Source organism: Corynebacterium sp. A21 (assembly GCF_052266655.1).
Taxonomy (GTDB): Bacteria; Actinomycetota; Actinomycetes; order Mycobacteriales; family Mycobacteriaceae; genus Corynebacterium.
This window is the reverse complement of sequence record NZ_JBQPQY010000013.1, coordinates 24689-39854: the sequence shown is the minus strand read 5'-3', so window position 1 is coordinate 39854 and position 15166 is coordinate 24689. Positions and strand designations below refer to the sequence as shown.

Annotated in this window: 9 protein-coding genes; all 9 read left to right on the top strand. The window is 65.7% G+C overall.

Translation table 11 applies throughout. The features are described 5' to 3' along the window. Nucleotides 1-93 precede the first annotated feature (93 nt). Entirely contained in the window at nucleotides 94-4902 is a 4809-nt protein-coding gene (pks13, locus tag ACTU46_RS13950) for a polyketide synthase Pks13 (RefSeq protein ID WP_443382887.1), read from the top strand. Between the two features lie 104 nt (nucleotides 4903-5006). Beyond that, nucleotides 5007-6557 (top strand): acyl-CoA carboxylase subunit beta, encoded by a 1551-nt coding sequence (locus ACTU46_RS13945; protein ID WP_443382788.1) that lies wholly within the window; start codon nucleotides 5007-5009, stop codon nucleotides 6555-6557. 10 nt (nucleotides 6558-6567) lie between these two features. Then, nucleotides 6568-6819 carry a hypothetical protein gene (locus ACTU46_RS13940; protein ID WP_443382786.1) on the top strand — a complete coding sequence of 84 codons (252 nt, stop codon included), beginning with the start codon at nucleotides 6568-6570 and terminating at the stop codon, nucleotides 6817-6819. A gap of 152 nt (nucleotides 6820-6971) precedes the next feature. Beyond that, nucleotides 6972-9239 (top strand): GNAT family N-acetyltransferase, encoded by a 2268-nt coding sequence (locus ACTU46_RS13935; protein ID WP_443382783.1) that lies wholly within the window; start codon nucleotides 6972-6974, stop codon nucleotides 9237-9239. Then, nucleotides 9236-10780: a flippase gene (locus ACTU46_RS13930; RefSeq protein ID WP_443382780.1), complete on the top strand. Its 1545-nt coding sequence runs from the start codon at nucleotides 9236-9238 to the stop codon at nucleotides 10778-10780. Before ACTU46_RS13935 ends, ACTU46_RS13930 begins: the two co-directional genes overlap by 4 nt. After that, entirely contained in the window at nucleotides 10764-11558 is a 795-nt protein-coding gene (locus ACTU46_RS13925) for a polysaccharide deacetylase family protein (RefSeq protein WP_443382778.1), read from the top strand. Before ACTU46_RS13930 ends, ACTU46_RS13925 begins: the two co-directional genes overlap by 17 nt. Next, the gene (locus ACTU46_RS13920; RefSeq protein WP_443382776.1) at nucleotides 11555-12916 is read left to right on the top strand and encodes an O-antigen ligase family protein; all 1362 of its coding nucleotides are present in this window, start codon (nucleotides 11555-11557) and stop codon (nucleotides 12914-12916) included. Before ACTU46_RS13925 ends, ACTU46_RS13920 begins: the two co-directional genes overlap by 4 nt. A 2-nt stretch (nucleotides 12917-12918) precedes the next feature. Beyond that, complete coding sequence (locus tag ACTU46_RS13915) at nucleotides 12919-14058, top strand: hypothetical protein (protein WP_443382773.1); 1140 nt, start codon at nucleotides 12919-12921, stop codon at nucleotides 14056-14058. Continuing rightward, nucleotides 14055-15164: a glycosyltransferase gene (locus ACTU46_RS13910; protein ID WP_443382770.1), complete on the top strand. Its 1110-nt coding sequence runs from the start codon at nucleotides 14055-14057 to the stop codon at nucleotides 15162-15164. Before ACTU46_RS13915 ends, ACTU46_RS13910 begins: the two co-directional genes overlap by 4 nt. Nucleotides 15165-15166: the final 2 nt, after the last annotated feature.

Below are 15166 nucleotides of genomic sequence, written 5' to 3'. Positions count from 1 at the left end.
ATAGGAACTATCTTTGCTGCACCACCACGAGAATATGTCAAAGGATGAGACCTCCGTATGGATCAGAGCCAGTCTCCCGCGTCCCAGGCGCCCATGACCATCGAACAGCTTCGCGCCTGGCTGCGTGACTGGGTCATCGCCACCACCGGACTGCCGGCAGAGGAGGTCACCGATGATAAACCGATGGAGAGCTTCGGCCTGTCTTCCCGCGATGCGGTGGTGCTTTCCGGCGAGCTGGAGAACCTGCTCGATGTCCAACTCGAGGCCACCATCACCTATGAGTACCCGACGATCAACGCGCTGGCCAAGCGACTGATCGAGGGCGAGGACCGCGCCACCCGCGCGACCGCCACGAACTCCTCCCAGCGCCGCCTCGGTGGCGGCGCCCAGGGGCCGGGCAGCCACGACATCGCCATCGTCGGCCTGGCGGCCCGCTTCCCGGGTGCGGAGAACCTCGAGGAGATGTGGCAGCTGCTGGTCGAGGGCCGTGATGGCCTCGGTGCTCTGCCGATCGGCCGGTGGTCGGAGTACTCCGGCGATCAGGTGATGGCCAAGAAGATCGAGGACACCAACACCACCGGCGGCTACCTCAAGGACATCGCCTCCTTCGACACCGAGTTCTTCGGGCTGTCCCCGCTCGAGGCCGCCAACATGGATCCGCAGCAGCGGATCCTGCTGGAGCTGACCTGGGAGGCCTTCGAGAACGCCCATATCCCGGCCAATGAACTCCGGGGCGGCTCAGTGGGTGTCTTCATCGGTTCCTCGAATAATGATTACGGCATGATGATCGCCGCCGACCCGGCAGAGGCGCACCCCTATGCGCTGACCGGCACCGCCAGCTCGATCATCCCGAACCGGATCTCCTACGCCTTCGATTTCCGCGGTCCCTCCATCAGCGTGGACACCGCCTGCTCCTCCTCCCTGGTCGCGGTCCACCAGGCCGTGCGCGCCCTGCGCTCGGGTGAGGCGGATGTCGCCGTGTCCGGTGGCGTGAACATCCTGGCCTCGCCGTTTGTCTCCACCGGTTTCGGTGAGCTGGGCGTGTTCAGCCCCACCGGCAAGATTCACGCCTTCTCCGATGATGCCGATGGTTTCGTGCGTTCCGATGGCGCGGGCGTGCTGGTGCTCAAACGCGTCGAGGATGCCCTCGCCGAGGGCGATGAGATCCTCGCCGTGATCAAGGGCTCGGCCGTCAACTCCGATGGCCGCTCCAATGGCCTGACCGCCCCGAATCCTGATGCCCAGGTTGATGTCCTCGAGCGCGCCTACCTCGATGCCGGGGTGGCGCCGGAAGAGGTCGACTACGTCGAGGCCCACGGCACCGGCACCATCCTCGGAGATCCGATCGAGGCCACCGCCCTGGGTGCGGTCCTCGGCCGTGACCGCCAGGCCTCCCACCCGACCCTGCTGGGCTCCGCGAAGACCAACTTCGGCCACACCGAGTCCGCCGCCGGTGCGGCCGGGCTGATCAAGGTCGTGCTGGGCATCCACAATAATGTGATCCCGCCGTCCCTGCACTACTCCGATCCCAACCGCTACATCGACTTCGATGCCGAGCGCCTCGAGATCGTGGAGGATCCCCGCGAGTGGCCGACCTACTCGGGCCGCAAGCTCGCCGGTGTCTCCGGTTTCGGTTTCGGTGGCACCAACGCCCACGTCGTGGTCTCCGAGTTCGTGGCCGCCGACTATGAGGACACCCCGCGCCAGCGCGCCGCCCAGCTCAGCGATCCGGCGAACCCGAATGCCGTGGCGCTGCCGGTCTCCGGCCTGCTGCCTTCGCGGCGTCGTGACGCGGCCGCCGTGCTCGCCGACTTCCTGGAGGGCCGTGCCGATACCGACCTGGTACCGCTGGCACGTTCCCTGGCCGGCCATAACCACGGCCGTTCCCGCGCCGTCATCCAGGCCTCGAATATCGAGGAGGCCGTCAAGCGCCTGCGCCAGGTCGCCGAGGGCAAGGTCAGCGTCGGCATCGCCGCCGCCGACTCCCCGGACCAGGCCGGCCCGGTCTTCGTCTACTCCGGTTTCGGTTCCCAGCACCGCCAGATGGCCAAGGACCTGATCGAGCTTTCCCCGATCTTCGCCGCCCGTCTGCTGGAGTTGGATGAGCGGGTGGACTTCGAGTCCGGCTGGTCACTCATGGACATCGTCAACGACGATGAACAGACCTATGACACTGAGACCGCCCAGGTGGCGATCACCGCCATCCAGATCGCGCTGACGGACCTGCTGGCCACCTTCGGTGCCAAGCCGTCCGCCGTGATGGGCATGTCCATGGGTGAGATCGGGGCGGCCTATGCCGCCGGTGGTCTCTCCGCCGAGGACGCCATGCAGATCGCCTGCCACCGTGCCCGCCTGATGGGCGAGGGTGAGAAGTCCCTGCCGGAGGATCAACTCGGCGCGATGGCCGTGGTGGAACTGTCTCCTGCGGAACTTGCTGCACTGACCGCCACCGTCGAGGAACTGGCCGGCATCGAGCCCGCCGTCTACGCCGGCCCCGGCATGACCACCGTCGGCGGTCCGCAGTCGGCCGTCGATGCCCTGGTCACCCGCCTCGAGGACGCGGGGAAGTTCGCCCGCAAGCTCAACGTCAAGGGCGCCGGGCACACCAGCGCCGTGGAACCGCTGCTCGGTGAGCTGGCCTTCGAAACCGCCGGCATCACCGCCCTGCCGCTGCAGGTCCCGCTGTTCAGCTCCGTCGACGAAGGCGTGGTCTACCAGCCGGGCGCGATCGTCCACGACTCCGAGTACTGGCTGCGCTGCACCCGCCAAGTGGTCCACTTCCAGTCCGCCACCGAGCAGGCCTTCGCCGCCGGCCACAACATCCTCGTCGAGATCGCCCCGAACCCGGTGGCGATGATGGGCATGATGAACACCGCCTTCGCCGTGGGCCGGGCGGACGCCCAGTTGCTCTTCGTGCTCAAGCGCAAGGTCAATGCCGCCGACTCCATCCGTGACCTGCTGGCCAAGCTCTACGTCGCCGGGGCCCCGGTCGACTTCGCCCTGCTCTCCGGTGACGGCGCGCGTATCGACGCCCCGCATGTGCGCTGGAAGCACCAGCGCTACTGGACCAACGCGCGTCCCTCCTCCGGCGGTGCAACCCGCCTGCCGGGCACCAGGATCACCTTGCCAGGCGGCATCGTGGCTTTCGCGGCCAGCGCCGACCTCGCCCCTTCCGCACTGGCTGTACTAGAAGCCGCCGCTGCCGAGGCCCTGCCGGGCTCCCAGCTGGTGGCCTCCGAGGAACACGGCACCCTGCCGCCCAATGGCGAGCTGACCACCGTGGTCACCCGCAACCTGGGTGGCGCCTCCATCGCGGTGTACCACGTGGTGGATGAGCAGACCACCCTGGTGGCTGAAGGTTTCGCCGTCGGCGCCAATATCGCGCTCGGTGGGGCCACCCCGAACCTGGGGGTGCAGACCGTGACGCCCTCTGCCGCGCAGTCCGCCACCGCGGCGGAGTACAGCGACCTCACGGTTGAGGCGGTGCGTTGGGACTCGGCCACCGAGTCCGTTGAGCAGCGCATGAAGACCATTGTCTCGGAATCCATGGGATATGACGTTGATGACCTGCCGCGTGAGCTGCCGCTGATCGACCTCGGCCTGGACTCTCTGATGGGCATGCGCATCAAGAACCGCATTGAAAATGATTTCCAGATCCCGCCGCTGCAGGTCCAGGCGCTTCGCGACGCCTCCGTGGCCGATGTGGTCAAGCTCGTCGAGGAGCAGGTCGCCGGGCGGGAGCCTGCCGCAGCGGCAGCTCCGGCTACTCCGGCTACTCCGGCAGCTCCGGCTGAGGTCGCAGCTGGCGCAGCAGCCCAGGGTGGGGGCGGCGTGGGGGTCGCCCCGCGTGATGCTTCCGAGCGCGCTGTTTTCGGTACCTGGGCCGGTATCACCGGAACGGCGGCGGCAGGTGTGACCAGCCCGCTGCCGCAGATCGATGAGGCCACCGCCACCCAGATCGCCGAGCGACTGAGCGAGCGCGCCGGCCTGGAGATCACCACCGCCCAGGTGCTGGCCGCCGAGACTCTCGAGCCGCTCTCCGACCTGGTGCGCGAGGGCCTGGAGACCGAGGTTGAGGGCAATATCCGCGTCCTGCGGACCCGCCCGGAAGGCTCCACCGCGCCGGGTGTGTTCCTCTTCCATCCGGCCGGTGGTTCCTCCGTGGTCTACCAGCCGCTGATGCGCCGTCTGCCCGCCGAGGTCCCCGTCTATGGCGTGGAACGCCTGGAGGGTGGCCTGGAGGATCGTGCCGCCCAGTACCTTGATGAGATCCGCACCTTCGCTGCCGGGCAGCCGGTGGTCCTCGGTGGTTGGAGCTTCGGTGGTGCCCTGGCCTATGAGGTGGCGGAGCAGCTGCGTGAGACTGATGTCGAGGTGGCCCTGATCGCGCTGCTGGACACCGTCCAGCCGGCACATCCGGCCCCGGACACCATGGAGGAGACGAAGAAGCGTTGGGAGCGCTACTCCGCCTTCGCCGCCAAGACCTACGGCCTTGAATTCGATGTGCCCTATGAGCTGCTGGAGACCGCCGGTGAGGAAGCCATGCTGGCCATGCTGGAACAGTTCCTGGGCAGTGCAGATGCCTCCGCCCACGGCATTTCCGCTGGCGTGCTCGAGCACCAGCGCGCCAGCTTCGTGGACAACCGCATCCTGGACACCGTCGACTTCGCCCGCTGGGCACAGGTCAAGGTTCCGGTGCTGCTCTTCCGTGCGGAGCGCATGCATGATGGTGCCATCGAGTTGGAACCGGCTTATGCGGAAATTGACCTGGATGGTGGCTGGTCGACTATTGTGGATGATTTGGACATCATTGAGCTCCCCGGCGATCACCTCGCCATCGTGGACGAGCCTGCCATCGGTACGGTGGGTGCGCACCTGACCCGCCGGATCGGCGAGCTTTAGAAATTTAAGTCGGACTCTCGGTTCATTGTCCTGCGCGCCCCGCGTGTGCGGGGGTTGGCCGTCCGAGAGTGGCGCGAGATTTACGGAATCGAGATGGAGTAGACGTGACAGCCAGCACGACCGCGGAGAAGCTCGCGGACCTGCGTTCCCGCCTGGAAAAGGCACAGGACCCGGGCAGCGAGCGGGCTCGCGCCCGCCGCGATGAGGCTGGCCGCTCCACCCCGCGTCAGCGCATCAACCGCCTTCTCGACGACGGTTCCTTCATGGAGATCGGCGCGCTGGCCAAGACCCCGGGCGACCCGGACGCGCTCTACAGCGATGGCGTGGTCACCGGTTATGGGCGTATCGACGGCCGCCCGGTCGCCGTCTACGCGCATGATAAGACCGTCTACGGCGGTTCCGTCGGTGTGACCTTCGGCCGCAAGGTGTCCGAGGTCATGGACATGGCTATCCGGACCGGTTGCCCCGTCATCGGCATCCAGGACTCCGGTGGCGCCCGCATCCAGGATGCGGTGACCTCGCTGGCCATGTACTCCGAGATCGCGCGTCGCCAGATGCCGCTCTCGGGCCGGAGCCCGCAGATCTCGATCATGCTCGGCAAATCCGCCGGTGGCGCCGTCTATGCCCCGGTGACCACCGACTTCGTCATCGCCGTCGACGGCGAGACGGAGATGTACGTGACCGGTCCCAACGTGATCAAGGAGGTCACCGGCGAGCAGGTCACCTCCGCTGAGCTGGGGGGCGCCCGCCAGCAGGAGCTCAACGGCAATATCGCCGCCGTCCTCGCGAATGAGGAGGAGGCCTTCGAGTACGTCCATGAGCTCCTCGAGCACCTGCCCTCCAGCTGCTTCGATCCGGCCCCGGTCTTCGATGCCCCCAGCGATGCGGACGTCGCCGAGGACCTCGAGTTGGACTCCTTTATGCCGGATGACACCAACGCCGGCTACGACATGATGGACCTGCTGGCCAAGATCGGTGACGATGACGCCCTGGTGGAGATCCAACCGAACTACGGCCCGAACCTGATCACCGCCTTCGGGCGTATCGACGGCCGCGCCGTCGGCTTCGTGGCCAACCAGCCGCTGCAGTTCGCCGGCTGCATCGACGCCGATGCCGCCGACAAGGGTGCCCGCTTCATCCGCACCTGCGACGCCTACAACATCCCCATCGTCTTTGTCGTGGACACCCCGGGCTATCTGCCGGGCGTGGAGCAGGAGAAGTCCGGCCTGATCCACCGTGGTGCCAAGCTCGCCTTCGCCGTCGTTGAAGCCACCGTCCCCAAGGTGACACTGATTGTGCGTAAGGCCTACGGCGGGGCCTATGCCGTGATGGGTTCCAAGAACCTCTCCGGTGATATCAACCTGGCCTGGCCGACCGCCCAGATCGCCGTGATGGGCTCAGCTGCCGCCGTGGTGATGATCCAGGGCAAGCAGCTCGATGCCGCACCGCCGGAGCAGCGTGGTTACCTCAAGAAGGTCTTCATGGACTTCTATGACGAAAACATGACCAGCCCCTATGTGGCCGCCGAACGTGGCTTCATCGACGCGATGATCCAGCCACGGGAGACCCGCCTGGCCCTGCGTCGGGCACTGCGCCAGCTGGCCACCAAGCGCCAGGAAGACCTGCCGAAGAAGCACACCATCTCGCCGTTGTAATTCTGGTCTGGTGGTTGGTGAACTTCGGGACACCGGGCCCGGTGGCGAGGCTGAGCTGGGGCACCAACTCCTCCAGGACATCAGCAACCACGATGAGGGGTGGGGGATCACCACCTTTGGCACGATGATCGGCGGCAATGCCTACCGGCAGGAGTGGGTCGCATCCGGCTATGCGGCGGGCGCCCTGTGGTCGGTGCCGAAAAGCGTGCTGGTAATCGTTCCCAGGCCGCGAAGGGCCAATTGGTTTCCCTGCCAAAAATAGGGACAATAAACCGGGCGGGCATTTCAGTGACAATTAGTCTCTTTTAAGGCTATATTGACAACGGAAGTGTCGGCGGTCACACCCTCTGGCTTGATGTGGGACCTCGGTCGTCGATACCTCATGTGGATCATCGCCACGGAAAGGTCCTGGACATGCACCCCCGCCCGCCTCGTTTCCTCTTCATCAATGAAAATATCGGTGGTCACCGGACCGTCCATGCCTCTTTCCGGAAGATCTTCGCTGAGCGCGATGATGTCGAGGTGGAATTCTTAGATGGTCAGGATCCGGGGATCCTGGGTAAGATCCTCCGGGCCCCGATTCCGGGTCTGGCACGCCTGGATCTGGATCTGCAGCCGCTGCGCGGTCAGCTGGTGCACTCCTGGAATATGAAGCGGCGGGTCAAGAAACGCCTGGCCGCCGGTGATGTCGATGCCGTCCACCTCTATACCCAGAACACCATGCTCGGTGGGGCGAAGCTGCTGCGGGGGATTCCCACCGTGATCACCACGGACAGCACCGGCCGGCTCAATGTTTTCAGCATTCCCTACCGGAAACCCACCCGATTCACCGCACCGCTGAGCAAGCTCAACCTCTTCTTCGAGCGCCCTGTGTTGAAGTCCGCCACGAAGGTTTTCGCGAACACGAAGAAGGTGGTGGATTCACTTCGCTCGGCGGATTATCTGCTGGCCCCCAGCCAGGTTGAACACCTGGAGATGGGAATCCACTCGCCTTATTTCACCGCCCCGTTGCCGGCGCGGGATCCCGCCAAGCGCCCGAATATCGTTTTCCTCGGCACCAGTCTGGAGCGCAAAGGCGGCAACCTGCTGCTGGAGATCTGGCGGGAGGAGCTCAAGGGGAAAGCTGATCTGACCCTGGTCACCCTGGAAGAGGTGCCTCCGGAGGCGGGGCTGAGGGTGATCAATGATCTCACACCGGGGGAGGAGCGGCTCTGGGAGATTCTCGCTGCGGCCGACATCATGTGTTTTCCCTCGACGATCGATCAGGCCCCGAATGTCATCCTGGAGGCCATGGCTGCCGGTCTTCCGGTCATCGCGCATCCGAACGGCGCGATCCCGGAGATGATCGCCGAGGGCGAGACCGGCTACCTGGTGGACTGTCACCGGCGGCAACCCGTCGCTGAAGCACTACACCGGCTTATCGACGACCCCGAGCTGCGGGCGCAGCTGGGTCAGGCCGGGTATCACCGGGTCCGGGAGCGCTATAACCTCCGGGACTCCACCGAGGTGATTCTGCAGGAACTGCGGCGGGCCGCCGGATTCGATACTGCGTCAGCTCCGGAGCCGGTGGCCGATGCCGGGGCAAGGGAGGAGAGCTTCGGTCTGCATGCCACCCTGAGCCCGGAACTGAAGCGCCAGTGGGCGGAACTCGGGGAGCAGGTCTCCACCAAGTTCGCCTCCCGGCCTTCCTACGCCTGGACCTGGTTTGAGACCCTCGGCAAGGGAGAACTGGCTTTGGCTACCGTCCACCGGGGTAACCGGCTGGTGGCACTGCTTCCCCTGCACACCAGGAAGCGGGCGGGTATCACCTCCCACCGCTGGCTGGGCCATGGCCTGGGAACCATCGGTGAGGCATTGTTCGTCGATAAGTCCGCGTTAGGGTCTCTGGTATCCGGCATCCGCGATGCCGGGGTGCTGCTGGAACTGACCCATACCCCGGCGGATTCCCCGTTGCTCGCGGAACTGCTGGCGAGCGGGGACTGGATCGTCGACTTCCGGAGTGATGAGCGCTGCCCGGTGACGGACCTGCCACCGGGGAGCCGGGCGCGGGATTTCCGGAGCAAAAAGACCCTCAAGCGCCTGCGGGTGGCCCGAGATGCCATGGCCCGGGATATTGGTCCGGTGGAGTTCGAGGTCATCCGCACCCCGGCGGAACTTGCGGCCCGGTGGGAGGAGATCGTGCGGGTCACCGAGGTCGCCCGGGAGGCGGATGAGTCCGGAAAGCTCAATCTCCTGGCCGGCGCATATGGGGAGTTCGGTCGACGCTTTTTGCAGGAGGAGGCGGCGAACGGGCATTTGCTGCTGCTGGGACTGCGGGTGGATTCCACGATGGTGGCCATCGACGTCCAGTTTCAGTCCGGGGACCGTGAGGAAGCCTGGTACACCCGCTTTGATCCCGATTTCGGCAAGCTCGCCCCCGGACACCAGATGATCGAGTTTCTGGCCGATCATCACGATGATTATGGCATCTACCAGTCCGACCAGTTGATCGGGCAATCGAGTTATAAGGTGGATTGGCAGACCTCGGACTATGAGGTGGGCACTATTTTTGCCACGCCGCGGGAGAAGTCCTGGCAGCTTCCGGTTTCCCGGGTGATCGGGCGGGCCAGTGAGAAGAACTACCGTCGTTATCAGGAGTTCACACCGAAGCTGGTTGCGCTGGCCGGAAAGATCCGGCGATGAGTACCATCGATCCGCCGGGAGCAGCACCTTCCCCTGCGCTTGAGCAGCTGAAGCCGGAGAAGAGTGAGAACCGGCAGCTCTTGAGCAGCACCACCGCCATGATTGTGGGGCGGTTGAGTACCGCCGCCCTGGGCTGGGCGGGCAGCGTGATCATCGCCCGAACCCTGACCGGTGATGACTGGGGCCGCTACTCCTTCGTCTTCGCCCTGCTCGGCATCCTTGAGGTGGTCACGGACCTCGGGGTGGGGCGGGTGGTGCTGGCCCGGCTGAACTCCAGCAAAGCGGCGGAGGTCTCCCGGATCGCGGGTTCTTTCATCGTGCTGCGTGCCCTGCTGGGAGTGATCGGCTATCTGCTGGCGGTCGGCTACGCCTACTTCACCGGGCTGTCCCCCCTGGTGGTGGCCGCCGCGGCGTTAGCTGGGACCACGGTGGTGCTGGCGACCCCTGCCAATGCTTTTTTCGTGCTCTACCAGAGCAAACTCCGGCTGACCTATATCGCGGTCTGGGACATCCTCGGCCAGGTGGTGCAGTTCCTGTTGATCCTGCTGGTCGCCGCTTTTTCCCCCACCCTGTTGTGGTTCCTATTCCCTGCGATCATCAGGGAGGTGGTGGTCTTTGTCGGCCGTGGCATCGGAATTCCCCAGATCTACGAGAAGGACTTCCGTCCCTCCTTCCGGACCCCCTTCGCCCACTGGGGGGAGATGTTGCGGGAGGCACTGCCGATCTCGATCGGTTTCGCCTTGATTACCGCCCTGGAACGCATCGACATGCTGATGCTGCAGCGGCTGGACACCTTCGAAGCGGTCGGCCTCTACGCCATCGGCTATAAGTTCTCGGACCTGCTCGGCCTGGTGGTCGGGGCCCTCGCGGTGCCGTTCACCACGGTGCTGGTCAGAGCATGGCCGCACCATCCGGCGGAGTTCCAATCGCGGGTGTTTCAGCCACTGGCGGTGGCGACATTGCTGAGCGGCCTGGCCATCGTCTTGTTCTGGCCCGCCAGCGAATCGGTGATCACCCTGCTCTACGGGCAGGAGTTCATCGGGTCGGCGAACGCGGCGGCACTGATGGTCACCGCTGCGGGGCTCGGTGGTCTCACCTTTGTGGTGATTACCGCACTGGTGTCGGCGAAAAAGCTCAGGGTGTTCCCCTGGATCGCCCTGGCTGGTCTGTTCATGAATATCGGATTCAATATTGTGCTCATCCCGCTGTTCTCGATCAACGGTGCCGCCCTGGCCACGGTCGGCACCCAGGCCGTGATGCTGGTGGCCATGCTGGTGCTGCTGCGCTTCAGCCTGAAGATCCCCGGGGTTTCCCCCTGGGGACTGCTGATCCGGCAGACACTGATCATTACGGCGGTGGCGGTACCGGCCAGGATGCTGGCCGCAGACCTTGGTTTCCCCTGGATTTCGGTGACCATCGGGGCCGGGGTGAGTTATCTTCTCCTCGCCGCGTTGGCGGAAAGACACGGCAGCGCCATTCTCTGGGCGCAGCTCCGCAGAGCTTCGGGAAGGAACCTTAGTAGCCATGCCGAGAATCAGTAGCTTCATGCGGGGTGCGCTCACCCCGGTGGCGGATCGCTTCGGCGGCTCCGGAATTGTCCTGGCCTACCACGACATCATCGGCGATGAGGACACTCCGTATCAGTATGCGGTGCGGGTCTCAACCTTCCGGGAACAGCTCAAGCTGGTCCAGCAGTTGGGATATAGGTTCATCCATTTCTCGGAATTAACGGACCGGCTGCTGCGGGGGGACTCGGTGGCGGGCACAGCTGCGATCCTCTTCGATGATGCGCTGATCGGGGTGTACCGCAATGCGATGCCCCACCTCCTCGGGCAGGGTCTGCCCTGGACCCTGCTGCCGGTGACTGCGCGGCTGGGGGTGAAACCTCCCTGGTGGGAACCTGCGGAGCGCACCATGGACCTGGGCGAGATCCGAGAGTCGGTGGCCGCCGGGGCACAGCTGTGCGGGCACACCGCCACGCACCTTTCCCTGCCGGAGCTCACTCCGGCGCAGGTGGCGGCGGAACTGCTCCGTTCCCGGGAGCAGCTATCGATCTGGGGTGGCCGGGACGTCCGGGAGCTGTGTTATCCCTTCGGACATCAGAACGCCTGGGTCCGGGAGCAGGTCCGGAGTGCCGGTTATCGCAGCGGCTGGACCTTCACCAATGGGCGCTGCCATCCCGGGGATGATCCCTTCACCTTGCGGCGCATGGCCATGACCGAGGAACTGAGCGGGGTGAGCTGGGCGAAATCCCTGCTGCGTCCGCGGTGGACCTGGCCGGCACCGCCGGATACCTCGGCGACCGGGGGGCGATCATGATCTCCTTGATCGTCACTGCGGCCCTATGTCTGCTGGTTTTCCTGCTGTCGGTGAAACGCCCGCAGTGGGGCATCCTCATCATCGCCACCCTGGTGCCCTTTCACGGGGTGCTCTATATCGCCCCGGTGGCATCGTCATGGTGGAAGGAGGCGGCGGTCCTCGCGGTCGCCGGTGCCTGCATCTTTGCGACGCGCCCCCGGGACCGGATGACGCTGGCCCCCTGGTTGCCGGTGGCCCTGGTCCTGGTGGTCTTCGGCGTGATCTCCGGCGTGGCGGTGCTGGGGGCCGGTGCCGCCTTCCCGGTGAAGATCGCCTTCTTCTATTTGATTCCGACGGTGATCGTCTATTTCTTCCCCTTCACCCGGCGTGATAAGGATCTGTTGGTCACTTCGTTGCTGTGGACCGGTCTGAGCAGTGCGCTCTTCGGGCTATGGCAGCAGTTGGTCGGTGGTTGGGTGCTCGCCGATCTCGGTTATGACTGGAATGAGCACATCCGCTCGGCGGGTCCGTTGTTGCGCAGTTTCGGCACGTTCAACCAGCCCTTCCCCTTCGGCTTTTATATGATGGTGGTCCTGGTGATCGGTGGTGCCACCGCCCTGGCGGAACCCGGGAGGTGGCGCTCCAGGTTCTTCTGGCTCATCTCGCCGATCCTGCTGGTGAGTATGGCGACCTCGGTGGTCCGCGCCGCGATCATCGGGCTGCTGGCGGCGGTGATCGTGCTCGGAGTTGTGATGCACCGCTGGATCCTGCGAATCTGTGCCGCCATCGCCGGGCTCGGGGCGCTGATCCTGCCGCTGGTGCTGCTGATGGAGTCGGGCGGGGTGCTGGCCACGATGTTGTCACCGACCAGCTTGCTGGATCGTGGTGGGCACTGGTCCGCCATGCTGCCCCAGATGCTGATCCACCCCTTCGGTATGGGGTTGGGGACCACCGGTGCGGCGGCCGAGCGGGTGCACTCGCTCGCGGATTCGCTCTCCGGGGTGTACCAGCCGGATAACCAGTACCTCAAGATCGGGCTGGAGCTCGGTCTGCTGGGACTTGCCCTCTATGCGCTGGTGGTGGGGATCGCGCTGGTGGTGTTGCGCAGGTTGATCCTGATTCAGCGTGACCCGCTGGAGCGGGCCTTCACCGTGGGCGCCCTGGCGGTGACCGTCGCCGCGCTGGTGGCCGGCGCCTTCTCCACCTACCTGGAGATCTTCCCCCTCGACTTCTTCTTCTGGCTCTTGCTGGCCGTCGCGGCCTCGGTACCCTCGGCGGCGGGGGTGTCGCTCGGCGGGTGGTCGCCGCGGCGTCGCAACGCATCTTCGCCTCTCGCTAGCCCTGCACCATCTTCTTCAGCTTCACCTGAAAGGACCTGATTATGCCTGCTAGAACTCCCGTGCTGAACCCGGCACCCGCCCCGCTCAATCTGGGACTGATCTTCGCGGCTTTTCGCCGCGCCCTCCCGGGCTCACTAGCCGCCGCAGTAATCGTCGGTGGTCTCACCGCCGGGGTGCTCACCCAGGTTGATCCGGTCTTTGAGGTCAGGAGCCAGGTCTCGCTCGGTGCCCCCACGGACACCAGCGTGGACCCTGAAGCCATGGATAGTCTGGTGCCGCTCTATTCCACGATGATCACCGACACCATCACCGGGGCGGCGGTCACGGCGGAGACCGGGGTCGCCGAGCCGGAGATCGCCATCGCCGAAACCATTGTCCCCGGTGTCCTGGAGGTGGCTACCCGGGGTGAGAGCCTCGCGCAGGCGCAGCAGGTGGCGGATGCGGTCATGACGAACCTGAACACCCGGAGTGCCCAGCTCTACGCCGACTCGGTGAACAATCTCCAGGCGGAGGCCCAGCGTCGGATCGCCCTTATCCAGGGCCAGATTGATGCCCGGTTGGCGGCGGATCCCGAAGCTGATATCGCTGACCTGCAATCGGCGGTGGAGCAGGCAGCCGCGGAAAATAGTGAATCCCAGCTGCAGAACACCGAACTCCTGCTCCTCTCCCAGTCGAATAACGAGGGTTCGGCGGTCTGGCCGATGCCCCTGGCCACCGCCCTGGTGGCGGCACTGCTGGCCTTCCTACTGGTGGTCAGCCTCCTCACCCTGTGGTTCCTGCGGCGGACCGCCAGGGCGGATTCGCTCTGGCTCCGGATCCTGGGTCACCGCTACGGGGTGGACACCGAACTCGCCCGGGCGCTGGGAGTCTCCGGGCTCACCCCCAACGCCGAGGCCCGGGCCGCCGCGGCACTCTCGCGCGGGGAAGCGGTCCTGCTGCTTGGCGACGTCGTGATCGGCCACTCCTTCAAGGCCTATGACGAAGCCAAGATACACCAGGTCAGCTGGCAGGACGCCTGGTGGCGGGAGGTTGCCCCCGCCGGCGTCGGGCTGGGAATTGTGGTCATCGACAAGGGCGACAAGCGGGCGAAATACGCCGCCATCGCCCTGGAAAGACTCGTCGACAGCGGAATTCCCGCCTTCCTGACGGTCCGCGGTGGGAAACGGAAAGAGGAGTCATGAGCCCGAATATCGCGCTGGTCCATGAACGGCTGACCGATATCGCAGGCAGTGAACAGGTGCTCGCGGAATTGGCCAAAGAATGGCCACAAGCCCAGATCCACGTCCCCTTCGCCCGCTCCACCGGAATCCCGGCAGGCCTCGCGGGGCGGGTACAGACCGGCCCCCTGCAACACGCCTACACCGCGATCCGGGGCAAGAGCTACGCCCCGCTGCTGCCGCTGGTGCCGTGGGCGTTGAGACAGGGCAGCCTCCGGGGCACCACCCCCGATGCCGTGGTGGTCAGCCACCACGCCTTTGCCCTGGCCGCAGTCGGAGTCACCTGGGCCCCCTCGGTGGCCTATGTCCATTCCCCCGCACGGTGGGCCTGGGACGCAGGTTTCCGCCGTGATGAAGCCCGCGGATTCCCCAAAACCGCCGCGTTGCAGCTGCTGGCCCACCGGGCCCGGGCCAATGAAAAGAAATGGGCACCGCAGGTCACCGCGATCGTCGCCAACTCCACCGCCGTGGCGGAGCGCATCGAGAACTGGTGGCACCGGGAAGCCACCGTGGTCCACCCACCGGTGGACACCTCCTTCTTCACCCCGGACCCCAGCGTGAGCAAGGGCGACTACTTCATCATGGTCGGCCGCCTGGTGCCCTATAAGCAGGTTCCGCTGGGCGTGGCCGCGGCGGTCCGCGCCGGGGTGAGGTTGATCGTCGTCGGGGAGGGCCGGGATATGGAACGGGCCCAAGCACTCGCCGGCCCCGGGGTGGAATTCCGGGGTCGACTCCCCGGCGCGGAGATGCGCGACCTGGTGCGCGGCGCCCGCGCCCTGCTCATGCCCGGGGAAGAGGACTTCGGCATTGTCCCCGTCGAGGCGATGGCCTGCGGAACCCCGGTCATCGCCCTGGGTAGAGGTGGTGCCCGGGACACCGTGCGGCCCGGCATCTCCGGGGTGCTGGTCCAGGGCGAAACTGAGGAAGACGTGGTGGCCGCCCTGGCGGAAGCCATGACCGCCTTTGCCGACAGTGACTTCACGGTGTCCGGCCTGACCACCTGGGCCCAGGGCTTCTCCCCGGCGGAGTTCCGCCGCAAGATGCGCGCGGTCGTGGCGGGAGTCCTCTGAGC

Excerpts from the sequence above, each read along its gene's own strand:
- pks13 (WP_443382887.1), top strand. The coding sequence starts at position 94 with ATGACCATCGAACAGCTTCGCGCCTGGCTGCGTGACTGGGTCATCGCC.
- ACTU46_RS13935 (WP_443382783.1), top strand. The coding sequence starts at position 6,972 with ATGCACCCCCGCCCGCCTCGTTTCCTCTTCATCAATGAAAATATCGGT.
- ACTU46_RS13930 (WP_443382780.1), top strand. The coding sequence starts at position 9,236 with ATGAGTACCATCGATCCGCCGGGAGCAGCACCTTCCCCTGCGCTTGAG.
- ACTU46_RS13925 (WP_443382778.1), top strand. The coding sequence starts at position 10,764 with ATGCCGAGAATCAGTAGCTTCATGCGGGGTGCGCTCACCCCGGTGGCG.
- ACTU46_RS13920 (WP_443382776.1), top strand. The coding sequence starts at position 11,555 with ATGATCTCCTTGATCGTCACTGCGGCCCTATGTCTGCTGGTTTTCCTG.
- ACTU46_RS13915 (WP_443382773.1), top strand. The coding sequence starts at position 12,919 with ATGCCTGCTAGAACTCCCGTGCTGAACCCGGCACCCGCCCCGCTCAAT.
- ACTU46_RS13910 (WP_443382770.1), top strand. The coding sequence starts at position 14,055 with ATGAGCCCGAATATCGCGCTGGTCCATGAACGGCTGACCGATATCGCA.